General features: G+C 65.4%; 21 protein-coding genes and 1 tRNA gene. 11 read left to right on the forward strand and 11 right to left on the reverse strand.

All coding sequences use genetic code 11. From position 1 onward, the window contains the following. Window position 1 precedes the first annotated feature (1 nt). Genes K9B35_RS11725 through K9B35_RS11735 form a run of 3 tightly spaced genes read right to left on the reverse strand, consistent with a single transcriptional unit; the run spans window position 2 to window position 3,665 of the window. Entirely contained in the window at window positions 2–1,315 is a 1,314-nt protein-coding gene (locus K9B35_RS11725) for a dihydrolipoamide acetyltransferase family protein (protein WP_224922022.1), read from the reverse strand. A 5-nt stretch (window positions 1,316–1,320) separates the two neighbouring features. Beyond that, on the reverse strand, window positions 1,321–2,325 hold the full coding sequence (locus tag K9B35_RS11730; RefSeq protein ID WP_224922241.1) for an alpha-ketoacid dehydrogenase subunit beta: 1,005 nt from the start codon (window positions 2,323–2,325) through the stop codon (window positions 1,321–1,323). A gap of 56 nt (window positions 2,326–2,381) precedes the next feature. Continuing rightward, window positions 2,382–3,665, reverse strand: a complete 1,284-nt coding sequence (locus K9B35_RS11735; RefSeq protein WP_224922023.1) for a 3-methyl-2-oxobutanoate dehydrogenase (2-methylpropanoyl-transferring) subunit alpha — start codon at window positions 3,663–3,665, stop codon at window positions 2,382–2,384. A 245-nt stretch (window positions 3,666–3,910) separates the two neighbouring features. Here K9B35_RS11735 and K9B35_RS11740 point away from each other — a divergent pair, with 245 nt between their 5' ends. Then, window positions 3,911–4,846 (forward strand): ribose-phosphate pyrophosphokinase, encoded by a 936-nt coding sequence (locus K9B35_RS11740; RefSeq protein WP_224922024.1) that lies wholly within the window; start codon window positions 3,911–3,913, stop codon window positions 4,844–4,846. Window positions 4,847–4,988: 142 nt separating this feature from the next. Here the strand turns inward: K9B35_RS11740 and K9B35_RS11745 are convergent, their stop codons facing one another. Both K9B35_RS11745 and K9B35_RS11750 read right to left on the reverse strand, forming a co-directional pair. After that, window positions 4,989–5,735 carry a sulfite exporter TauE/SafE family protein gene (locus K9B35_RS11745; protein ID WP_224922242.1) on the reverse strand — a complete coding sequence of 249 codons (747 nt, stop codon included), beginning with the start codon at window positions 5,733–5,735 and terminating at the stop codon, window positions 4,989–4,991. Further along, window positions 5,732–6,235: a sterol desaturase family protein gene (locus tag K9B35_RS11750; RefSeq protein ID WP_224922025.1), complete on the reverse strand. Its 504-nt coding sequence runs from the start codon at window positions 6,233–6,235 to the stop codon at window positions 5,732–5,734. The genes K9B35_RS11745 and K9B35_RS11750 overlap by 4 nt, the downstream gene beginning before the upstream one ends. 22 nt (window positions 6,236–6,257) lie before the next feature. Between K9B35_RS11750 and K9B35_RS11755 the strand changes: the two genes are divergently transcribed. The 5 genes from K9B35_RS11755 (at window position 6,258) to K9B35_RS11775 (ending at window position 10,775) form a co-directional block, all read left to right on the forward strand. Further along, window positions 6,258–6,581 carry a hypothetical protein gene (locus K9B35_RS11755; RefSeq protein WP_224922026.1) on the forward strand — a complete coding sequence of 108 codons (324 nt, stop codon included), beginning with the start codon at window positions 6,258–6,260 and terminating at the stop codon, window positions 6,579–6,581. Window positions 6,582–6,710: 129 nt separating this feature from the next. Continuing rightward, window positions 6,711–7,910, forward strand: a complete 1,200-nt coding sequence (gene sucC / locus K9B35_RS11760) for an ADP-forming succinate--CoA ligase subunit beta (RefSeq protein ID WP_224922027.1) — start codon at window positions 6,711–6,713, stop codon at window positions 7,908–7,910. A gap of 188 nt (window positions 7,911–8,098) precedes the next feature. Next, the gene (locus K9B35_RS11765; RefSeq protein WP_224922028.1) at window positions 8,099–8,848 is read left to right on the forward strand and encodes an electron transfer flavoprotein subunit beta/FixA family protein; all 750 of its coding nucleotides are present in this window, start codon (window positions 8,099–8,101) and stop codon (window positions 8,846–8,848) included. Continuing rightward, window positions 8,845–9,771: an electron transfer flavoprotein subunit alpha/FixB family protein gene (locus K9B35_RS11770; RefSeq protein ID WP_224922029.1), complete on the forward strand. Its 927-nt coding sequence runs from the start codon at window positions 8,845–8,847 to the stop codon at window positions 9,769–9,771. Before K9B35_RS11765 ends, K9B35_RS11770 begins: the two co-directional genes overlap by 4 nt. A gap of 104 nt (window positions 9,772–9,875) precedes the next feature. Then, entirely contained in the window at window positions 9,876–10,775 is a 900-nt protein-coding gene (locus K9B35_RS11775; protein WP_224922030.1) for an HNH endonuclease, read from the forward strand. Window positions 10,776–10,932: 157 nt separating this feature from the next. Here the strand turns inward: K9B35_RS11775 and K9B35_RS11780 are convergent, their stop codons facing one another. Both K9B35_RS11780 and nhaA read right to left on the reverse strand, forming a co-directional pair. Next, window positions 10,933–11,937: a histone deacetylase family protein gene (locus tag K9B35_RS11780; RefSeq protein ID WP_224922031.1), complete on the reverse strand. Its 1,005-nt coding sequence runs from the start codon at window positions 11,935–11,937 to the stop codon at window positions 10,933–10,935. Then, the gene (nhaA, locus tag K9B35_RS11785; RefSeq protein ID WP_224922032.1) at window positions 11,937–13,187 is read right to left on the reverse strand and encodes a Na+/H+ antiporter NhaA; all 1,251 of its coding nucleotides are present in this window, start codon (window positions 13,185–13,187) and stop codon (window positions 11,937–11,939) included. Before nhaA ends, K9B35_RS11780 begins: the two co-directional genes overlap by 1 nt. Before the next feature lie 77 nt (window positions 13,188–13,264). On the opposite strand from nhaA, the gene K9B35_RS11790 reads away from it, so the two are divergent. Further along, window positions 13,265–14,737, forward strand: a complete 1,473-nt coding sequence (locus K9B35_RS11790; protein WP_224922033.1) for a DUF389 domain-containing protein — start codon at window positions 13,265–13,267, stop codon at window positions 14,735–14,737. Here the strand turns inward: K9B35_RS11790 and K9B35_RS11795 are convergent. Continuing rightward, window positions 14,734–16,323: a lysine--tRNA ligase gene (locus tag K9B35_RS11795; protein WP_224922034.1), complete on the reverse strand. Its 1,590-nt coding sequence runs from the start codon at window positions 16,321–16,323 to the stop codon at window positions 14,734–14,736. The genes K9B35_RS11790 and K9B35_RS11795 overlap by 4 nt on opposite strands. 142 nt (window positions 16,324–16,465) lie before the next feature. Here K9B35_RS11795 and K9B35_RS11800 point away from each other — a divergent pair, with 142 nt between their 5' ends. Both K9B35_RS11800 and feoB read left to right on the forward strand, forming a co-directional pair. Beyond that, complete coding sequence (locus K9B35_RS11800) at window positions 16,466–16,714, forward strand: FeoA family protein (protein WP_224922035.1); 249 nt, start codon at window positions 16,466–16,468, stop codon at window positions 16,712–16,714. Then, window positions 16,711–18,558 (forward strand): ferrous iron transporter B, encoded by a 1,848-nt coding sequence (feoB, locus tag K9B35_RS11805; protein ID WP_224922036.1) that lies wholly within the window; start codon window positions 16,711–16,713, stop codon window positions 18,556–18,558. Before K9B35_RS11800 ends, feoB begins: the two co-directional genes overlap by 4 nt. A gap of 651 nt (window positions 18,559–19,209) precedes the next feature. Here the strand turns inward: feoB and K9B35_RS11810 are convergent. Next, window positions 19,210–19,383 (reverse strand): DUF4169 family protein, encoded by a 174-nt coding sequence (locus K9B35_RS11810; protein WP_224922037.1) that lies wholly within the window; start codon window positions 19,381–19,383, stop codon window positions 19,210–19,212. Window positions 19,384–19,418: 35 nt separating this feature from the next. Here K9B35_RS11810 and ssb point away from each other — a divergent pair, with 35 nt between their 5' ends. Then, window positions 19,419–20,000, forward strand: coding sequence for a single-stranded DNA-binding protein (ssb, locus tag K9B35_RS11815; protein ID WP_224922038.1), 582 nt, complete (start codon window positions 19,419–19,421; stop codon window positions 19,998–20,000). Between the two features lie 176 nt (window positions 20,001–20,176). On the opposite strand, the gene K9B35_RS11820 is transcribed toward ssb, so the two are convergent. Then, window positions 20,177–20,263 (reverse strand) — tRNA-Leu (locus K9B35_RS11820). Between the two features lie 119 nt (window positions 20,264–20,382). On the opposite strand from K9B35_RS11820, the gene K9B35_RS11825 reads away from it, so the two are divergent. Next, a complete protein-coding gene (locus tag K9B35_RS11825; RefSeq protein WP_224922039.1) occupies window positions 20,383–21,741 on the forward strand; it encodes an MATE family efflux transporter in 1,359 nt (452 codons plus the stop codon). Here the strand turns inward: K9B35_RS11825 and K9B35_RS11830 are convergent. Next, entirely contained in the window at window positions 21,713–22,393 is a 681-nt protein-coding gene (locus K9B35_RS11830) for an MJ0042-type zinc finger domain-containing protein (protein ID WP_224922040.1), read from the reverse strand. The two genes, K9B35_RS11825 and K9B35_RS11830, sit on opposite strands and share 29 nt — an antisense overlap. Window positions 22,394–22,519 lie beyond the last annotated feature (126 nt).

Here is a 22,519-nt window from a genome sequence, read left to right on the forward strand (position 1 = left end):
TTCAGTCCGCGAACAACAACACCGGCGTCTCGAGCAGCTTGCGCAGCGCCTGGACATAGCTCGCCGCGTCCCAGCCATCGACGACGCGGTGGTCGCAGCTGATCGACAGGTTCATCAGCTTGGCGCGGACGATGTCGTCGCCGACGAACACCGGCCGTTCGACGATCTTGTTCGGACCGATGATCGCGACCTCGGGCCGGTTGATCACCGGCGTCGTCGCGATGCCGCCCAGCGGGCCGAGCGAGGTGATGGTGATCGTCCCGCCCTGCAGCTCTTCCGACTTGATCTTGCCGGTGCGCGCCGCTTCGGCGAGGCGGCCGATCTCGCTCGCCAGCTGCCACACATTCATGTCCTGCGCGTCGCGGATGACGGGCACGGTCAGGCCCGCATCGGTTTGCGTCGCCATGCCCATATGGACCCGGCCATGCCGCGTCACCACGCCGCCCTCATCGTCATAGCGCGCGTTGAGCATCGGGAAGTCGGGCAAGGTGCGGCAGATCGCGACGATCAGGAACGGCAGCATCGTCAGCTTGGGCCGCGCGCCGCGATTGGCGTTGAGGTCGGCGCGCATCGCCTCCAGCGCGGTCATGTCGATCTCGTCGACATAGGTGAAGTGCGGGATCGCCCGCTTCGCCGCCGCCATATTCTCGGCGATGCGGCGACGCATCCCGATGACCTTAACCGCCTCGTCCTCCCGCGCCCGGCTGGCATGCGGCGCGTGATAGCCCTGCCCGCTGCCATAGCGCAGATACGCGTCGAGATCGGCGTGACGGATATGCTGCCCGTCATGCTTCACTTCGGACAGGTCGACGCCAAGATCCTTGGCGCGCGCACGCACGGCGGGGGAGGCGAGAACCTGCTTCGCAGCAGGCGCCTGCTCCTCCGCTCCGTTTGCCCTGAGCGTGTCGAAGGGCTGCGCGACCACTTCAGTCGGGGCAGGTGCTTCGACAGGCTCAGCACGAACGGGTGCGGGGGCCTCGACCACCGGAACCCCCGGCGTCTCCGCCTCGACCTGTTCCTCGACCGCCTCGGAAACCGGAGCCTCCGTCACCGGAGCGTCCTCCGCCACCGCCTCGTCGGTCTCCACGACCATCAGCGACGCGCCGATCGCGACCTGATCGCCGACTTCACCAGCCAGTTCGACCACCGTTCCCGACACCGGCGATTCCATCTCGACCGTCGCCTTGTCGGTCATCATGTCGGCGACCTGCTGATCCTCCTCGATCCGGTCGCCGACCTTGACGTGCCAGGCGACGATCTCGGCCTCGGCGATGCCTTCGCCAATATCCGGAAGACGAAACGTAAAGCGCGCCATGCCGATCAGTCCTTCAGGAGTTTTTTCAAAGCCTGTCCGATGCGGACCGGCCCGGGGAAATAAGCCCATTCAAGGCTATGGGGGTAGGGCGTGTCGAAGCCGGTGACGCGCTCGACCGGCGCCTCGAGGTGATAGAAGCACCGCTCCTGCACCAGCGCCGACAGCTCCGCGCCGAACCCGCCGGTCCGCGTCGCCTCATGCACCACCATGCAGCGGCCGGTCTTCTTGACCGATTCCTCGATCGTCTCGATGTCGAGCGGGACGAGCGTGCGCAGGTCGATGATCTCGGCATCGATCCCCATTTCTTCGACCGTCGCCTTGGCGACATGCACCATCGTGCCATAGGCCAGGATCGTCAGCGCAGTGCCCGGCCGCACGATCGACGCCTTGCCCAGCTCGATGCGGTAATAGCCCTCGGGCACCGCACCGCCGGGATGCTTCGACCAATTCTCCGCCGGGCGATCCCAATGGCCGTTGAACGGGCCGTTATAGATGCGCTTGGGCTCGAAGAAGATGACGGGATCATTGTCCTCGATCGACGCGATCAGCAGCCCCTTGGCGTCGTACGGCGTCGACGGGATCACCGTCTTCACGCCCGACACATGGGTAAAGATGCCCTCGGGGCTCTGGCTGTGCGTCTGCCCGCCGAAAATGCCGCCGCCGAACGGCGATCGCACCGTCAGCGGCGCGGTGAACTGCCCCGCCGACCGATAGCGTAGCCGTGCCGCCTCGCTCACCAGCTGGTCGAGCGCGGGGTAGATATAGTCGGCGAACTGGATCTCCGGCACCGGACGCAGGCCGTATGCGCCCATGCCGATCGCCACGCCGATAATGCCGCATTCGGTGATCGGCGTGTCGAACACGCGGGTCTTGCCGAACTTTTCCTGCAGGCCCGCGGTCGCGCGGAACACGCCGCCGAAATAGCCGACATCCTCGCCCATCACGATCACGTTCGGATCGCGCTCCATCATCACCGCCATCGCGGAGTTGATCGCCTGAATCATGTTCATGCGCGCGCCAGCGCCCGCTTCGCCGATCTCGGCTTCGGTCACGATACCCTCGCCCATCACGACTTCCTCGCCCATGGTCGGCCGCTTGCCTCTTCCTCGTCGATCATCTGCTGGCGTTGCTCGCGCAGATGCCACGGCATTTCCTCGAACACCCCGTCGAACAGCGAATCGAGCGGCTGGTGCAGGCCATGGCCGAGGATGCCGTTCTTCTCGGCTTCCTTCTGCGATGCCTTGACCAGCTCGGCGACCTCACGGTCCTGCGCGGCGTGGCGTTCTTCGTCCCATTCGCCGATCGCGATCAGATGCGCCTTCAACCGCGCGACCGGATCGCCCAGCGGCCATGCGCTCGGCTCGCCCGCGCTGCGATATTGCGTCGGATCGTCGGAGGTCGAATGGCCCTCGGCGCGATAAGTGAAATGCTCGATCAGCGTCGGCCCCTGATTGGTCCGCGCGCGCTCCGCCGCCCACTGCGTCGCGGCATAGACCGCCAGCGCGTCATTGCCGTCGATGCGCAGCCCGGCCATGCCATAGCCGATCGCACGCGCGGCAAAGGTCGTCGCCTCGGCCCCGGCAAAGCCCGAAAAGCTCGAAATCGCCCATTGGTTGTTGACGACGTTGAAGATGACCGGCGCCTTGTACACCGTCGCAAAGGTCATCGCCGAGTGGAAGTCGCCCTCCGCCGTCGATCCTTCGCCGCACCAGGTCGCGGCAATGCGCGTATCGCCCTTGGCCGCGCTCGCCATCGCCCAGCCCACTGCCTGCGGGTATTGCGTGGTCAGGTTGCCGCTGATCGAGAAGAACCCGTCGTCGCGCGACGAATACATGATCGGCAGCTGCTTGCCCTGCAGCGCGTCGCCGCTGTTCGAGTAGATCTGATTCATCATCTGAACCAGGCTGTAGTTGCGCGCGATCAGGATGCCCTGCTGGCGATAGCTCGGGAAGCACATGTCGTCGCTGGCCAGCGCGTGCGTCGCGGCGATCGCCACCGCCTCTTCGCCGGTGCACTTCATGTAGAAACTGGTCTTGCCCTGCCGCTGCGCGCGGAACATCCGCTCGTCGAACGCGCGGACCAGCGCCATGTCGCGCAGCATCTTGCGCAGCGTGTCGGGATCGAGTCGCGGGTTCCACGGCCCGACTGCCTGCCCCGCATCGTCGAGCACGCGGATCAGCGTGTAGGACAGGTCGTGGAAGCTCGCCGGGTCGGCGGCTGTGTCGGGGCGGGGCTGGGCGCCGGCGGGCGGCACCTCCACTGCAGCGAAATCGACCGCATCGCCGGGCCGGAACTTGGGCTCCGGCACGTGCAGGCTCAGCGGGGGCAGGTTGCGCGGGACGTCCGCCAATGCACTCTCCAGCAGCTAAAGGGCGTCCCCATCGCCTCGCAGCGTGCGGACATTCTATTTCAGCGCCCGATTATATTGTTTCAACGTGGCTGTCGAGATGGGACAGCAATGCTGTCCTGACTCGGCTGTATCTGCATGGGACGCCGTTGCACATGCACGCTACCCTAAACGCCCCCTTTTCGCGAGCGATCCACGATCCTAAGGGGAGACAATTCGATGACACTCGCTGGGGAGCGACGCGCACTATGAAACTGATGGCTGGCAACTCGAACCTGCCGCTCGCCCAGGCGATCGCCTCCTATCTCGAAATCCCGCTGACAAAGGCGAATGTCCGCCGCTTTGCGGATGAAGAGATTTTCGTCGAGATTCTCGAGAATGTCCGGGGCGAGGACGTGTTCGTGCTCCAGTCGACCGCGTACCCCGCGAACGACAATCTCATGGAGATGCTGATCATGATCGATGCGCTGCGCCGCGCGTCGGCCCGTCGCATCACCGCGGTGCTCCCCTATTTCGGCTACGCCCGTCAGGACCGGAAGCCCGGCCCGCGCACCCCGATCTCGGCCAAGCTGGTCGCGAACCTGATCACCACTGCGGGCGCCAACCGCGTCCTCTCGGTCGATCTGCACGCCGGGCAGATTCAGGGCTTTTTCGACATCCCGACCGACAATCTGTTCGGCGCCCCGGTGATGAGCGAGGATATCAAGGCGCGCTTCTCCGACAAGAACCTCATGGTCGTCTCGCCCGACGTCGGCGGTGTGGTCCGCGCCCGCGCGCTCGCCAAGCGACTCGACAACGCCCCGCTCGCGATCGTGGACAAGCGCCGTGAAAAGGCCGGCGAATCGGAAGTGATGAACATCATCGGTGAGGTCGAGGGTCGCTTCTGCGTGCTGATCGACGACATCGTCGATTCGGCCGGCACGCTGTGCAACGCCGCCGCCGCGCTCAAGGCTGCCGGCGCCGAGGACGTCGTCGCCTATTGTACCCATGGCGTCCTGTCGGGCGGCGCGGTTGCGCGAGTCGATGGTTCGGCGCTGCGCGAACTGGTCATCACCGATTCGATCGGCAACCACGATGTCGTGGGGCAAGCACAACGCATCCGCCATTTGACCATCGCGCCCCTGCTCGCCGAGGCGATTCGCCGCATCGCGGATGAAAGCTCGGTGTCGTCGCTGTTCGATTGAAAACGATCCTCCCCCGCCAGGGGGAGGTGTCAGCGCAGCTGACGGAGGGGGAGGAAGCACGACGGCAAGAGCCGAAAGGGCGCAGCCGTCCTCCCCCTCCGTCGCCTTCGGCGCCACCTCCCCCTGGCGGGGGAGGATGGTCTCACCCCACCGCCTTCACCACCAATACCGCCCCCACGCCGATCATCAGCCAGTAGATCGCGGTATAAAACCGCTCCGGCGACACCCGCCGTACCAGCCATACGCCGGCAAAAGTGGACGCAATCGCCACCGGCATCAGTACCGCGCTGGTCCCCAGATTCTCGCCAGTGAACTGCCCCAGCGCCAGATAGGCGGGCACCTTGATCCAGTTCACCGCCCCGAAAAAGACCGCGGTCGTGCCGACCAGATAGGCAGGCGTCAGCTGGCGTGGCATCACCCAGAGCTGCCAAGGCGGTGCCCCGGCATGCGCGATCTGGCTGGTAAATCCCGACGCGACTCCGAACAGCGACCCGACCCATCCCGGCGAGGTCGACGCTGCCCCCGCACCCAGCCGGTCCTTCCACAACCGGTACGCGCCAAACACGATCGAAATCACCCCGACCATCGCCAGCACGGCGTCCACCGACACGCTCGCCGCAAACCAGTAACCGAGGACGATGCCGACGATTGCTCCGGCCAGCGTCCATCCCAGCACGAACCAGTCGACCGTCCGCCGGAAGGCCCAGATGCCGACCACGTCCTGCACGATCAGGATCGGCAGCAGGATCGCCGCAGCGCGCACCGGATCGATGACAAAGGCGATCACCGGCAGCGACAGCGAACCCGCACCGGAAAACCCGCCCTTGGACAGCCCCAGCAGCACGACCGCCGGAACCGCGATCGCGTAAAAGATCGGATCTGAAATCAGAACCGGCCGACCGGCTCACGCACCCCGGCATTGCCGCGCGCCTTGAGCTGTGCCTTCAGCTTCTCGGGCGGCGGGGCATAGAGGAATCCGAAGCTGACCGTGCCATGCTTGGTCTCGACCACATGATGCAGCCGGTGCGCCTGGATGATCCGCTTCATATACTCCGACTTGGGAATGTAGCGGGTGTTGAGTCGCTTGTGCACGATGATGTCGTGGAACCCGAAATAGATCGCGCCATAGGCCGCAATCCCCGCGCCGATCCACGCATAGCCCTGCCACCACCCCAGATGCACCCCGCCCAGCAGCAGCACGAACGACGGCACGGCAAAGATCACGGCATACAGGTCGTTCAGCTCCCAATTGCCCGTGCGCGGCGAATGGTGGCTTTTATGCAGGAACCAGCCCGGCCCGTGCATCAGCCAGCGATGCGCAACATAGGCAAAGCCCTCCATGAGGGCGACGGTGAGCAGGAACAGCGCGATGCCGATTGCGGGACTCATGCGGGCGATATAGCGAGCCTCCATGTTCGATGCGAGACGCGTGTTTCCCCTGATTGCGGCTCTGACCGCACTTTCTGCCTGCGCGGTGCCCGAAGCGCGGCTGCGCACCGGCCTTGTCAGCGCCGGCCTGCCCAAACCGCTCGCCGCGTGCATGGCCGAACGCATGGTCGACCGCCTCAGCCTCGCCCAGCTGATGCGCATCGCCGACCTGCCCAAGGCGCGCGAAGCCGAGTCGCTCGACCGCTTCCTCCGCCGCGTCCGCGCGCTCGGCGATCCCGAAATCCTCGCAGTCGCGACCAGCTCGGGCGGCTTATGCGCGACGGGGCTCGCGAAAGAGGCGCGCTAAGCCCCTGTTATCCGACGCCACAGCGTCACTATTGCAACTGCGTCGCAATCCCGAAGTCAAGGGATTTGATTCCGCCGCGCCCCTGTGCTTAAGCGGCGCGAAATTTGCTGCAACGCAAAGGGCGATCCCATGAATATCCATGAATATCAGGCCAAGGAACTGCTGGCGAAGTACGGCGCGCCGATCGCGGCCGGCCATGCCGCCTTCACCGTCGAAGAGGCGGTTGAGGCTGCCAAGAAGCTCCCCGGACCGCTCTATGTCGTGAAGTCGCAGATCCACGCCGGCGGCCGCGGCAAGGGCAAGTTCAAGGAGCTCGCCCCCGAAGCCAAGGGCGGCGTCCGCCTCGCCTTCAGCCTCGATGAAGTCGAATCGCACGCCAAGGACATGCTCGGCAACACGCTGGTGACGATCCAGACCGGCGACGCGGGCAAGCAGGTCAACCGCCTCTACGTCACCGACGGCGCCGATATCGACAAGGAATTCTACCTCGCGTTGCTGGTCGACCGCGCCACCAGCCGCGTCGCCTTCGTCGTCTCGACCGAAGGCGGTATGGACATTGAAGAGGTCGCGCATTCGACCCCTGAAAAGATCCAGAGCTTCTCGGTCGATCCCGCAACCGGCTTCATGCCCCACCACGGCCGCACCGTCGCCGCCGCGCTCGGCCTGACCGGCGACCAGGCGAAGCAGGCGGCCAAGGTCGCGTCGGCGCTCTACGCCGCGTTCCTCGCCACCGATGCCGAGCAGATCGAGATCAACCCGCTCGCACTGACCGAGCAGGGCAACCTCCTCGTCCTCGACGCCAAGGTCGGCTTCGACGGCAACGCCATGTTCCGTCACAAGGACCTGATGGAACTGCGCGACGAGACCGAGGAAGATCCCGCCGAGCTCGAAGCGTCGAAGTACGACCTCGCTTACATCAAGCTCGACGGCGACATCGGCTGCATGGTCAACGGCGCCGGCCTCGCCATGGCGACGATGGACATCATCAAGCTCAACGGCATGTTCCCCGCCAACTTCCTCGACGTCGGCGGCGGCGCGAACAAGGAAAAGGTCACTGCAGCCTTCAAGATCATCCTCGCCGATCCCGCGGTGAAGGGCATCCTCGTCAACATCTTCGGCGGCATCATGAAGTGCGACATCATCGCCGAGGGCATCGTCGCCGCGGCGAAGGAAGTGAACCTCTCGGTTCCGCTGGTCGTCCGCCTCGAAGGCACCAATGTCGAGCAGGGCAAGGCCATCCTCGCCAATTCGGGCCTCGCCATCGTCCCCGCCAATGATCTGGGCGACGCGGCGAAGAAGATTGTGGCGGAGGTCCAGTCGGCTGCTTGATCGCGGCCCCCTGAACACCCATTGAAAGGGGGTCTGGCGCATCATCTGCGTCGGACCCCTTTTTCGTTTGCGCAATGACGCTACGGCAATCGTACGATTCCATACCGGACTTGCGAAAACGGCAAAAACCCTTCTAGGGACGGACAGACTCGAAGCCTTAAAATGACGCGATTGGAGCGGAGGACGCGATGAAAGTGCTGGTGCCGGTCAAGCGTGTGCTTGACTATAACGTAAAGCCCCGCGTGAAGGCGGACGGAACGGGCGTGGATCTTGCCAACGTCAAGATGAGCATGAACCCGTTCGACGAGATCGCGGTCGAAGAAGCGATTCGCCTGAAGGAAAAGGGCGTGGCGACCGAGATCGTCGTGGTCTCGATCGGCGAGCAAAAGGCTCAGGAAACGCTGCGCACCGCGCTGGCGATGGGCGCCGACCGCGCGATCCTGATCACCACAGAAGGTCCGGTCGAGCCGCTCGGCGTCGCCAAGCTGCTCGCCAAGGTGGCGGAAGAGGAACAGCCCGGCCTGATCATCCTTGGCAAGCAGGCGATCGACGACGACAATAACCAGACCGGCCAGATGCTCGGCGCGCTGCTCGGCTGGGGCCAGGGTACCTTCGCCAATAAGGTCGAAGTGTCGGGCGACAGCGTCGATGTGACCCGCGAAGTCGATGGCGGCCTCGAAACCGTCAAGCTCAAGACCCCGGCGATCGTCACCACCGATCTTCGCCTGAACGAGCCGCGCTACGCCTCGCTGCCCAACATCATGAAGGCAAAGAGCAAGCCGCTCGCGGCCAAGACCCCGGCCGATTACGGCGTCGACGTGACGGCGCGCCTGACGGTCGTGAAGGTCGTCGAACCGGCCAAGCGCACTGCGGGCGTCAAGGTTGCGGATGTGGATGAGCTTGTCGGCAAGCTCAAGGCACTGGGAGTTGTGGCATGAGCGTTCTGGTCTGGGTCGAACATGACAATGCGTCGGTGAAGGACGCAACGCTCGCCGCCGTCACCGCCGCGGGCAAGCTGGGCGACGTCGTCGCTTTGGTCGCGGGCTCGGGTGCACAGGGTGCCGCCGACGCCGCCGCGAAGATCGCGGGCGTCAGCAAGGTGCTGCTCGCCGACGACGCGGCCTATGCCAATGCGCTCGCCGAAAACGTCGCGCCGCTGATCGCCGATCTGATGGCCGGCTATGACGCCTTCGTCGCGCCCGCCACCACCACCGGCAAGAACATCGCGCCGCGTGTCGCTGCCCTGCTCGACGTGATGCAGATCAGCGAAGTGATCGGGATTGAGGGCGACCAGTTCACCCGCCCGATCTACGCCGGCAACGCGATCGCCACCGTCACCTCGTCCGATGCGAAGAAGGTGCTGACCGTGCGCGGCACTGCGTTCGACAAGGCGGCAAGCGAAGGCGGCAGCGCCAGCGTCGAAGCTGTCTCGGGCGCAGGCGACAAGGGTCTGTCGAGCTTCGTCGGATCGGAAATCGCCAAGAGCGAGCGGCCTGAACTGACCAGCGCCAAGATCATCGTCTCGGGCGGCCGCGCGCTCGGCTCGGGCGAACAGTTCCACGCGCTGATCGATCCGCTCGCCGACAAGCTCGGTGCAGCAGTCGGCGCCTCGCGCGCTGCGGTCGATGCGGGTTACGCCCCCAACGACTATCAGGTCGGCCAGACCGGCAAGATCGTCGCGCCGGAAGTCTATGTCGCGGTCGGCATCTCGGGCGCGATCCAGCATCTCGCCGGCATGAAGGACAGCAAGACGATCATCGCGATCAACAAAGACGAAGACGCCCCGATCTTCCAGGTCGCGGACATCGGCCTGGTCGGCGACCTGTTCAAGCTCGTCCCGGAATTGACCGAGAAGCTGTAAGCGGATCGGATGGGTAGAAGGAAGGCGCCGCTGGCCACAGGGTCGGCGGCGCCTTTCGTTTGAATCTTCTGGATTTAGCCGCCAGTCTGGGGGTGGAGGCAGTCATGGCGAACGGCGTTTTTATTCACCGCGACGACTCGCGCTACAACGACACGCCTGCACATCGGTACCATTTCCCGAAACAGTATCTCGGCCGCGCACAACAGTGCGTCGGCGACTGGATCGTTTACTACGAGCCGGTCAAAGTTCGGAATAGCAAAGGCTATTGGGCGATGGCCCGTGTCGAGCGCATCGAGCCCGACGCGGACAATCCGGGCATGTACTATGCGATAATCGATACCACATCCTTTATTGAGTTCGGAACGAACCTTCCGTTCACCTCAGAGGGCGTGCCGATTGAACGCGGGCTCTTGAACGACGCAGGCGCGATATCTGGGCGTGCGCAAGCGGCCGTTAGACCGCTGAGCCAGCAAGACTTTGTCCGTATTGCCAACGCGGGGCTAGACACTCCGAACGATAACCTGCTCCCGCGCGATGACGTTTTGATCGGTGACCAGCGCGTCCGGGAGGAGCCCATGCCGTTCGATTTTGGTGAGCGTGACCGTGTGGCGGTGCTGACTTCCCGCATCTCGCGCGACAGAGCTTTCCGCAAGAAGGTCCTGACGGCCTATGGCGAGCGATGCGCACTAACTGGTCTCAAACTGATCAACGGCGGCGGGCGTGCTGAGGTGCAGGCCGCGCATATCCAGCCTGTTGAACAGAACGGACCAGATATTCTGACCAATGGCCTCGCCCTATCGGGGACAGTACATTGGATGTTCGACAGGGGACTGGTTTCGCTCGCCGACGATCTATCGATCCTAGTGTCACGGCACGTGAATGACCGCCAGAGTGTGGAAACACTTCTGAACCGAACGGGACGGGCATTGACGCCTGATGGACCGTCCGACCGTCCCCATCCTCAATTTCTCAAGTGGCACCGCGACCACTGCTTCAAGCTCTAGAAGCAAGTAAGGCCCGTCGCTTTCGCGGCGGGCCTCCCTGGACGATCCGTTCCTGCGAAGGTTCGATTCGTCTAAATGCTCTTTCTTTCGATCAAGCAGGACAACAACGCCCCCGCATCGCGATTGGTTCCACGCCCCGCGAAAAAATTCGCGCGCCTCAGAACCCGCTCAAAAAGCTCGCAACATTTGCCCCCAGCGCATCGATCGCGTAGCCGCCCTCCATGACGATCGCGGTCGGCAGAGCGGCGGCGGCGATGTCACGCCCCAGCACCGCATAGTCGGCTGTCTCCAGCGCGAACTGCGAAATCGGATCATCGACGAACGTGTCCGCGCCGAAACTGACCAGCAGGAACTCCGCCCCCGACGCCGCAATCGCCGCCAGCGCCCGCTCCTGCGCGCGGCGAAACGCATCGATCTTCGTCCCGCGCGGTAAAGGCAGGTTCAGCGTCGCCCCCGCGCCGTCGCCCTCGCCAACCTCATCGGCATGGCCCCAATAAAACGGGAAATCGGTCGCCGGATCGGCATGGATCGACGCAAAGAACACGTCGCCCCGCTCCCAGAAAATATCCTGCGTCCCGTTACCGTGGTGATAGTCGATATCGAGGATCGCGACCCGCCCGATGCCCGCATCACGCGCCGCCTGCGCCGCGACCGCGACATGATTGAGGTAGCAATATCCGCCCAGATAATCCGCCCCCGCGTGATGCCCCGGCGGCCGCGACAGCGCGAAGGCCGCCCGCTCTCCGTCCAGCACCGCATGCGTCGCCGCCAGCGCGCATTGCACGCTGCGATAGCTCGCGTCCCAGGTATCGGCGGTCAACGGCGTCGACGCATCGATGCTATACTGCCCCGCCAACGCGTCGATCCGGTCGAGCTTCAGCGCGCGCTTGCGCACCGTCGGCCAGATATAGCCCATGACATCGCCCGGCCGCCCCGCCTCCGCCCAGCGCGCAGGCGCAGTCTTCAGGAACTCGATATAGCCCGCATCATGCACCGCCCGGATCGGTGCCTCGCCGCGATCCAATGGCACTTCGCTCGCACCCAGCGTCGCGGCAATCGCCGCCGCGCGCGCGGGCTTTTCGGCATAGGGGACGAACTCCCCATTATGCAGTTCGCGCGCCGGGGCGTGGGCCAGTTGGCCCGGATCGAAAAAGATGCGCATCAGTTCGCGATCTTCTCTCGTCCAGCGTCCGCATCGCCTGCACGCCCCTCACGCCAGGGTGGCGCAAAGCGCAGGATCGTATAGCCGATCACCGCCGCCAGGATCGATCCGGTCAGCACGCCGATCTTCACTTCATCCACCAGCAATTCATTGCCGGGGAAGGCAAGCCCGCCGATGAACAGGCTCATCGTAAAGCCGATGCCGCACAGCATCGCCACGGCGTAGAGCTGCAGCCAGGTCGCACCCGCCGGCGGCGAGGCAAAGCGCAGCTTCGCGGCGAGCCACACGCTCCCGAAAATGCCGAACTGCTTGCCGAGGAACAGGCCCGCCGCAATGCCGAGCGGCAGCGGTTCGAGCAGGATCGCAGGGCTCATGCCCGCCAGGCTAACTCCCGCATTGGCAAAGCCGAACACCGGCACGATCAGATAGGCGACCCACGGCGCAAGCGCATGCTCGAGCTTGTGCAGCGGCGATTCGGCATCGTCGCACGCGCCCGGGCTCGTCGTGATCGGTATCATCATCGCGGTCAGCACGCCCGCAATCGTCGCATGGACGCCCGACATGAACACGAAGTACCAGAGTGCAGCGCCAAGCAGCAGATAGGGCGTCAGCTTCTTCACCCCGCTGCGGTTGAGCACATACATGACCACCATCACCAGCGCGCCGAGCGCGATGTAGAGCGTCGCCAGCTCGGCCGTGTACGCGATCGCGATGATCGCCACCGCACCCATGTCATCGACGATCGCCACGGTGGTCAGGAACAGCTTCAGCGACGCAGGCGCACGGCTGCCGAGCAGCGCCAGCACGCCGATCGCAAAGGCGATGTCGGTCGCGGCGGGAATTGCCCAGCCATTGACCAGCGGCCCGCTCCATCCGATCACAAACAGATAGACCAACGCCGGGCCAACCATGCCGGCGGCGGCGGCGACGATCGGCAGGCGGCGATGCTCCCACGTCGCGAGCTGCCCGTCGATAAACTCGCGCTTGATCTCAAGGCCGACGAACAGGAAGAACAGCGCCATCAGCGCATCGTTGATCCACAGATGCACCGTCATCGACCCGTATTTCGGGCTGATCACCGGCCCGGTGTCCAGATGGAGCAGGTGGAAATAGGCTTCGGAAAGTCCCGGCAGATTGGCGACGAGCATCGCCAGCGCCGCGGCGGCCATCAGGATGATACCGCCGGCTGCCTCGCTCTTCAGAAAGGTGCGCAGCATCGATTGTCCTGCCTGGTCGTTCCGCGCGGCCATGAACTTCCCCTGTGATTGCTGTTCACCCCCTGCCTAACGGCTGGAACCGCCGGGGCAAACCCCTTACAGCCCACCCCATGAGCATCGCATTGTTGAAGCCCGATAATCCGGTCGTTGCCTGGTGGCGGACGCGGGTGATCGCCACGGTTGACCATGTCGATGTCGTCGAAAAGGTGCGCGACGACGCCGGATTCACCGGCCGCTATGCCTTCATGACCATCATGTCGGCGGGCATTGCGGTGCTCGGGCTGCTGCTCTCGTCGCCTGCGGTGGTGATCGGCGCGATGCTGATCTCGCCGCTGATGGGCCCGATCATCGGCCTCGGCTTCGGCCTCGCCACGTTCGACTGGAACGAAATCCGCACCGCCGCCGTCGCGCTCGCGCTCGGTATCGTCATCGCGGTGCTGTTCACCGCCCTGCTCGTGCTGGTCTCGCCGATCCAGAATGTGACGACCGAGATCGCCGCGCGCACCCGCCCGAACCTGTTCGATCTGATGATCGCGCTCTTCTCCGCGCTCGCCGGAGCCTATGCGATGATCCGGGGCAGGGCGGGTACGGTGGTGGGCGTCGCCATCGCCACCGCCTTGATGCCGCCGCTCGCCGTAGTCGGCTTCGGGCTTGCCACCTGGAACTGGACGGTATTCGCCGGATCGCTGCTGCTGTTCCTGACCAACCTCATCACCATCGCGGTCGCCGCCGCCGTGGTCGCGCGGCTTTACGGCTTCGGCTCGCACCTCTCGCCTCAGCATACGATGCTCCAGACGATCGTCGTCACCATCGCGCTCGCCGCCTTCGCAATCCCGCTGGGACTGGTGCTGGTCCAGCTCGGCTGGGAGGCGAACACCTCGCGCCAGATCCGCGAAGTGATCAGCGGCGAGTTCGAGGGCGCGGCACGGCTCAGCCAGGTCGAGATCGATTACGAGGCCCAGCCGCTCCGCGTCACCGCGACCGTCCTGACGCCCAGCGTGCGTGAGGATGTCGAGCGCCGCGCCGCCGGCGTGCTCGCCCAACTCGTCGGCCGCCCGGTCGCGGTCGAACTCGAACAGATCCGCGTCGGCACCGGCGCCCAGGCCGAAGCGGCGCAGGTCGCCGCCGCGCAGGCCTCCAGCGCCACCGCCGCCAACCGCCTCGCCGCGCGCGCGCAGGAACAGCTCGCGCTGATCGCCGGGGTCAAGGGGGACGCGGTGCTGCTCGATCGTGACAATCGCCGCGCGGTGGTCAACGCCGCCCCGCTGCCCGGCGCCAACCTCGCCGCCTATCGCGCGCTCGAAACCCGCGTCGCCGCCGGGGTACAGGGCTGGACCGTCACCCTGATCCCGCCCGTCGCTGCGCTCCCAGACATCGCGGTCGCGGAGGACAAGCCCAACGCCGACGCCCTCGCCACCGCAATCTGGGCGGCACAGCGGATCAAGCTCCCGATCGGCGTGTCGGGCAGCGGCGCGCAAACTGTGGTCGATGCTCTCACGCAAGCCGGTATCGACGCCCGCGTCACCGGCAACGGCAACGCCGCCGCCCGCCTCCGCTGGCTCGCCCCGGAAGAGGCGGATTAAGCCTTCGCCAACGCCTCGGCGATCAACGTCCGGCTATTCTGCACGCCATACAGCGCGATAAAGCTGCCCATGCGCGGCCCCTGCGAGCTGCCCAGCAGCGTCTCGTACAACGCTTTGAACCAGTCGCGCAGCGCCTCCTTGCCGAACCGCGCCTTGCCGATTTCATAGACGATGTTCTGCAGATCCTCGGCCGAAGCATCCGCCCCGGCAGCGGCCAGTTCGCGGTCCAGATCCTGCAACGCCTCGACCTCGACCCCCTCGGGCGCGCGCCGCACTGGCTTGTCCGCCACGTCGCGGACATAGGCGATGGCATAGCCGATCAGCGCATCCAGCTCGGGCCATTCCGCCGCCGACGCACCGGGCAAATAATTGGCGAGATAGCCCCAGACCTGCTCCTTGGTCGCCTCCCGCATCACGCCGACCAGGTTCAGCAACAACCCAAACGTCACCGGCAACGTCCCCTCGGGCGGCGGGCCGTTATGGATATGATGCACCGGATTGCCGAGCCGTTGCTCGACCGGCTGCTCGGCATAGGCCGCGCGGAACTGCCAATAATCGTCCACCGCGCGCGGGATCAGGCCCAGATGCAGCGCCTTGGCCTTTTTCGGCTCGCGATAGATGTAGAAAGCGAGCGACTCGTCCGGCCCGTACGTCAGCCACTGCTCGATCGACAGGCCATTGCCCTTGGTCTTGCTGATCTTCTCGCCCTTGGCATCGAGGAACAGCTCGTAGTTGAATCCCTCGGGCGGGCGAGCACCCAGCACACGCGCGATCTTGCCCGATTGCGTCACCGAATCGATCAGGTCCTTGCCCGCCATCTCGTAATCGACGCCCAGCGCGACCCAGCGCATCGCCCAATCGGCCTTCCACTGCAGCTTGGACTTGCCGCCAAAGATGCTCTGCTCGATCCGCTCGCCATCGCTGTCGGTAAACGCGATCATGCCCGTCTCGGGGTCGAGCACCTCGATTGGCACCTGCAGCACGATGCCCGTCTTCGGGCTGATCGGCAGCACCGGCGAATAGGTCGCCTGCCGCTCGGCACGCAGCGTCGGCAGCATCACGTCCATGATGCCCTGATAGTTGCGCAGCACCTGCCGCAATGCGTCGTCGAACTTCCCCGACCCATAATAGTCGGTGGACGAGGCGAACTCATACTCGAACCCGAACCGGTCGAGAAACTCGCGCAGCATCGCATTGTTATGCGCCGCAAAGCTGTCGAACTTGCCGAACGGGTCGGGCACCTTGGTCAGCGGGTGGCCGATATACTGCGCCAGCATCTCGCCATTCGGCACATTGTCCGGCACCTTGCGCAGTCCGTCCATATCGTCGCTGAACGCGATCAGCCGCGTCGGCTGATCCGACAGCGTCTCGAACGCGCGCCGCACCATCGTGGTGCGCAGCACTTCGTTGAACGTCCCGATATGCGGCAGGCCCGAGGGGCCATAGCCGGTCTCGAACAGCACCGGCGCACCGCCGGGCTTTCCCTCCGGATAGCGCTTGAGCAGCTTGCGCGCCTCTTCATAAGGCCAGGCCTTGGAAGTGAGCGCGGCGTCGCGCAATTCTGGGCGGAGAATGCTGTCGGTCATGGCTGTCAGTCTGTCTGGAGGGAAAGCCAGCGGGTGCGCGATGGCGGAAAGATTTGCAACCTAGCAAAATCCTCCCCTTGCAGGGAGGAATGATTCGCAATCCGCTGGCATTTCCCCACCGCTCTTGATAATCGCTCGCAACATGACCGACTCCCTGGCGCGTGCTGCGCGCAATCTCCCCGCCACCGTCGCTTCGATCGACTGGAGCGCGCTTGCCCCACACGAAGTGCGCCGCCTGCGCGAATTCGGTCTGGACGAAGGCGTCGTGGTCGAATTGATCCGCCCGGTCGGCTGGTTCGGCGGCCCCGCCGCGGTGCGCATCGGCCGCATGACCGTCGCGCTGCGCCGCCACATCGTTCAGGCCATTCACCTCAAGGCACCCGCAGCATGAACCCCCAGCCGCTCGTCGCCCTGGTCGGCAACCCCAATGCCGGCAAGACCGCCCTGTTCAACGCGCTCACCGGCGCGCGGCAAAAGGTTGGCAATTATCCCGGCGTCACGGTCGAGCGCCATTCGGGCCGTCTCGCGCTCAACGATGGCCGCCCGGTCGAGCTGGTCGACCTGCCCGGCACCTACAGTCTCGATCCGTCCAGCCCCGACGAAGCCGTCACCCGCGACGTCGTGCTCGGCAAACAGGAAGGCGAGCGCCTCCCCGACGCGCTGATCGTCGTCGCCGACGCCTCCAACCTCGAAAACCATCTGCGCTTCGTGCTTCAGCTGCGCCAGCTTGGCCGGCCGATGGTGGTCGCGCTCAACATGATCGACATGGCGACGCGCGACGGGATCACGATCGACGCCGATGCGCTGTCGGCGGAGCTCGGCGTGCCGGTCGTCACCACCGTCGCGGTGCGCAAGCGCGGCCTCGATGAACTGCGCGCGGCGCTCGGCGGCGTGCTGCTCGCCAGCCATGCCGCCGCGCCCGCGGTGCCCGAATCCGACATCACCCATTTCCAGCGCGACGCCCGCCGCATCGCCGCGCTCGCGATCACCGATCAGCCGCGTGGCCGCGCCTTCACCCGCGCCGTCGATAACGTCGTCCTTCACCCCGTCGCGGGCTGGATGATCCTGATCGCCCTGTTCTTCGTCATGTTCCAGGCGGTGTACAGCTGGTCGGAAGCACCGATCGGCTGGATCGAGGGCGCTCAGGAATGGCTCGGCGTACAAGCCCAGGCCAATCTGCCCAGCGGCTTCATCGGCGATCTGGTGGTTCAGGGGATTATCGCCGGCGTCGGATCGGTGGTGGTGTTCCTGCCCCAGATCCTCATCCTGTTCTTCTTCATCCTGCTGCTCGAAGCGACCGGCTACATGGTCCGCGCCGCCTTCCTGATGGATCGGCTGATGTCGCTGGTCGGCCTGTCGGGCCGCGCCTTCATCCCGCTGCTGTCGTCCTTTGCCTGCGCGATCCCCGGCATCATGGCCGCGCGCTCGATCGACGACCCCAAGGAGCGGCTGACCACGATCCTCATCGCCCCGCTGATGACCTGCTCGGCGCGGCTCCCGGTCTATATGCTGATCATCGGCGCGTTCATCCCCGCGCGCGACGTGGCCCCGGGCGTCGGGCTTCAGGGGCTGGTGCTGTTCGGCCTCTATGTCTTCGGCATCGTCGGCGCGATCCTCGCCGCCTTCGTGCTGCGCATGACCGCGACGCGCGGCAAGAGCGGCGGCTTCATGATGGAAATGCCGCGTTACCAGCTTCCCTCGCTCCGCGATCTGCTGATCGGCTTGTGGCAGCGCGCCTATGTCTTCCTGCGCCGCGCTGGCACGATCATCATGGGCGTGACCGTCGCGCTCTGGCTGCTCGCCTCCTACCCGGTGGCACCCGAGGGCGTGAAGCAGAGCGAATATTCGATCGCCGGCCGCATCGCATCGGGCCTTGAGGTCGTCCTCGCCCCGATCGGCTTCAACCATGAAATGAGCCTCGCGGTGATCCCCGCCATGGCCGCACGCGAAGTCGCGGTATCGGCGCTCCAGACGGTCTATGCGATCGACGCCCCGGACGAGGAAACCGGCGCAGCGGCTTTGGGCGACCGACTGGCCGAAAGCTGGCCCCTCCCCACCGCCCTCGCCTTCCTCGCCTGGTTCGTCTTCGCCCCGCAATGCCTCTCGACCATCGCCGTCGCGCGGCGCGAGACCAATGGCTGGAAATGGCCGATCGTGATGATCGTCTATCTATTCGCGGCGGCCTATGCGGCGGCGGGGCTGACCTATTGGGGGGCGAAGGCGCTGGGGCTTTAGGCTGGGGTCAAATGGGGCAGCTAACCCTCATTGATTTCCTGAAAGCTGCCGGTCGGCCAACGACCCCCTTGCGGACGTAACTGCCGAAAGTACGTTGCATCGGATGATCGAGGACGTTGCCATGCTCCTGTGCGCCGTATTGGGATGCGCGACCGGGGCCTACACCCTCTATGGCTGGAAAAGGGCCGGATCAATTATTACGGTGTCAGCACGCGCGCCGATGACCCTATCGGCTTTTGGACTTCTATCGTTTGCTCCAGCTTATGGAGTGCGGGGACGGTCGGGGCAGCACTGTATTTTATGCTCCGATAGCGCGGACGTCCGCTTTCCACCCAAATTCCGACGTCGCGCCGCCCAATCAGACGGCCTGAAACCGGACGTTCAGTAAAGGCTGAAATTTGCGCACGCGGCTTTGTCGATCCGCGCCTTGCGCCTCAGAAAAGGCGACATCCGAATCGGGCCGACGGCGCGTAAACCCGCGACATGTTCGCTTTGCCAAATTCGCCGCGCCGCTCGAATCTGTCGGATTCGGCCGACCCACTCTTTCGCGCTCGCCTATTAAATTACTGATACCGCACGGTAATATTGAACATGTTTCCTACATGTTCTCATTCTGCTATACCCTGAACATGGCCAGGGCAAAGTTGAACCTCACTCGCGCCGCGCGCCGTCCAGATTTTCGGAAATCCGGGCGCGCTCCGCTTCGTCCGCCGCTTTCTGCGCCTTGGTGCGCCCGAATTTGGCGCGGTTCTCCACAGCCTTTGCGGCGGTCTGTGCCTTCGCGCGTGCCTTGCGCGCCTTGTTCAGGTTAAGGATATCGGCCATTCGTCCCTCGATATCGATTTACAAGCGGAGTGAATATGGCGGGCAGCGTCAATAAGGTCATCCTGGTCGGCAATCTCGGGCGCGATCCCGAAAGCCGGTCCTTTTCCAACGGCGGCAAGGTGGTCGAACTGCGCGTCGCCACGTCGGAATCGTGGAAGGACCGCAACAGCGGCGAGAAGAAGGAGCGCACCGAATGGCACACGGTCAAGCTGTTCTCCGAGGGACTGGCCAACGTCGCCGAACGCTATCTGCGCAAGGGCTCGAAAGTCTATCTTGAGGGCCAGCTCCAGACCCGCAAATGGCAGGATCAGCAGGGCCAGGACCGCTATTCGACCGAAATCGTGCTCCAGGGCTTCGATGCCAAGCTGGTGATGCTCGACGGACCCGGCGGCGCACAGGGCGGCGGCGCTGGCGGTGGCGGCGGCAGCCGCGGCGGCGATGACTGGGGCGGCGGCGATGATTCGTTCGCGGGCCAGTCGAGCAGCCGTGGCGGTGGCTATGGCGGCGGCAACGCCAGTGGTGGCTTCGGCGGCGGCGCGGCGCGCGGTGGCGCGGCCAGCGGCGGCGCTGCGGGCGGCGGCTTCCCCGACGATCTCGACGACGACGTGCCGTTCTGATCTTGGGGCGGCACCAGCCCGCTCCCCCACCCGGCCACCCAACGCAAGTGTATTCTATGGGTGGCCGGGTGGGGGAGCGGGCTGGTGCCGAACCTATCAAACACAAATCGGCGCGCGGCACATGCGGCGCGCCGATCACCCCTTAAGGGGTTAATTTATTTGAATTTTTTCTGAAATGGTGCGGCCAAGAAGACTCGAACTTCCACGGGCTTTCGCCCACAACGACCTCAACGTTGCGCGTCTACCAATTCCGCCATGGCCGCACGGATTTCGCACACCGGATCAGACCGGAGGCGGGTAAGGCAGCGGCCCCTAGCAAAGGGCCGGGGGGCATGCAACCTCCCTTTTTTCCGCGGCACTCTGCGGCTAAGGCAGCGGCCCCATGACGCTGACCCCCGAAACCCGCGCGGAAATCCGCCGCATCCTCGCGCTGGCCTGGCCGGTGGTGCTGACCGGCCTCAACTGGACGATCCTCCACGTCACCGACGTGATCGTCGTCGGGCTGGTCGGAACGCATGAGGTCGCAGCACTCGGCGCCAGCCGCACGCTGACCTTTATCGGTATCGTCGTGGCATTGGGCTGGCTCACCGGCGTCCTCGTCTTCTCCTCCCGCGCCGATGGGGCCAAGGACCTTCCCGCCACCGGCGCGGTGCTGCGGCAGGGCCTCGTGCTCGGCGGCATCCTCGGCCTGATCAGCGGCGCGCTGCTGTTCGTCTTCGCCTTGCCGATGCTGCGCGGCGTCGGCGTCGATCCCGGCATCGCTCCCGAAGCGGCGCGCGTCGTCCAGACCATGGCGCTCGCCTACCCCTTCCAGCTGATCATCGTCGCCGCGAGCTTCTTCCTCGAAGGCGTCAGCCGCCCGCGCCGCGTGATGGCGGTCAACCTTTCGATCCTGCCCTTGAACGCGGTGCTCGCCTGGATTCTCGCCACCGGCCAGTTCGGCCTGCCGCAGTTCGGCGCGGTCGGCGCGGCGAGCGCGACCGTCATCGCCACGATCGTCGGCGCTGTCGCCATGACCATCGCCGCGCTCACTCTGCCCCGCGCGAAGGAGCGCGGCGTACGCGACTGGAGCGACCTTGGCACGCCGGAGATGTGGCGCGGCGTCGGCCGGCTGCTGGCGTTCGGCGCGGTGCCGGCGGTCGCGTCGGGGCTGGAACTTGCCGGCTTCTCGATCCTGATCGCGCTGTCGACCCAGCTCGGCGAATCGGTCACCCACGCGTTCCAGATCGTCTTCTCGGTCCACAACGTCACCTTCGCCTTCGCGCTTGGCATCGGCTCGGCCGTCGGCGTGCGCGTGGGCAATGCGGTGGGGGAGGGCGTGCCGGCCCAGGCGGGACCCCGCACCGCCATTGGCGCAGTGCTGGCGGCATTGATCCTCGGCCTGCTCGCGCTTCCGCTGACCTTCGCGCCGCTGCTGATCGTGTCGGGCTTCCCGGCGTCGGCAGAGGTCGCCACGCTCGCCGCGCTGATGCTGGCGCTATGGGCACCGTTCATCCTGTTCGACGGGCTTCAGGTGGTGTTCGTCTATGCGCTGCGCTCGCTGGGGGATCAGGTTGCGGCCGGGATCAACGGCATCCTTGCCTTCTTCGTGCTGACCGGCGCGATCGGGCTGTGGACGGTCCAGCATGGCTGGGGTCCGATGGGGCTGGTCTGGGCGTCGGGCAGCGGGATGGTCGCCGCCGCGTTGCTCAACGGCGGCCGGCTATGGTGGACTATTCGCCGCCTTCGCCGGAAAAGCTGAACTGGATCGTCTTGCCGGTCTGCGGCACGTCGAGCTTGCCGCTGTTGAAGTCGAGGCTTCCACCGGCCGGCAGCGTGCGCGGGTCCGGGGTAATCGTCCAGCTATAGACGATCGTGTTGTTCGCGTCGCGCAGCTCGGCCAGGATGTTGGGGACGCGCTGCGTCTCCTTGGTCGGATTCATCACCTGTCCGCTGACCACGAACAGCTCCCCGCCATTGAGGCGCGGCTTGCGCTCGACCGACTGGGCGGTGAAGATCAATGGTGTCTGCGCCGCGCCGATCGGCAGGCCCAGTTGCGATGCTAGGCCGGGTGCGCCGGTCCAGATGATCGCGCCCGCACCCAATGCCATCGACAGGCCGGCGATGGCGGCGGCGGCGGTCCAGCGCTTCTCGGGATTGCGGCGCGGCTTGAACGGCGGCTCATGCGCGAACGGGTCGTATTCGCGCGGCTTGTCCTCGACCGGGGCTGGCTGCGAATAGGCGTCCGCGCGCACCACATCGGGGGCGGGCTTTGCGACGCTCGCCGCGCCTCCGGCCGGGGCCTGGAACCAGCTATGCTTGCAGCTGGCACAACGCACCGTCCGACCGTCACCGCCGATGGCGGTATCGGGGACCAAATAGCGCGTTCGGCATTCGGGGCATTCGAGGATCATGGCGGCACGCGTTGCTAGGCAGCCATCAACCCAAAACGGGCAGCCGCCAGTCCCGAATCTAAACACCCGCCGCGCGGGAATGGCAAGGCCCGAGTCGCGCGGCTGCGGCTGTGCTTGAGCGGGCCG

Origin of the sequence: Sphingomonas sp. R647 (assembly GCF_020177055.1) — a bacterium.
Taxonomy (GTDB): Bacteria; Pseudomonadota; Alphaproteobacteria; order Sphingomonadales; family Sphingomonadaceae; genus Sphingomonas.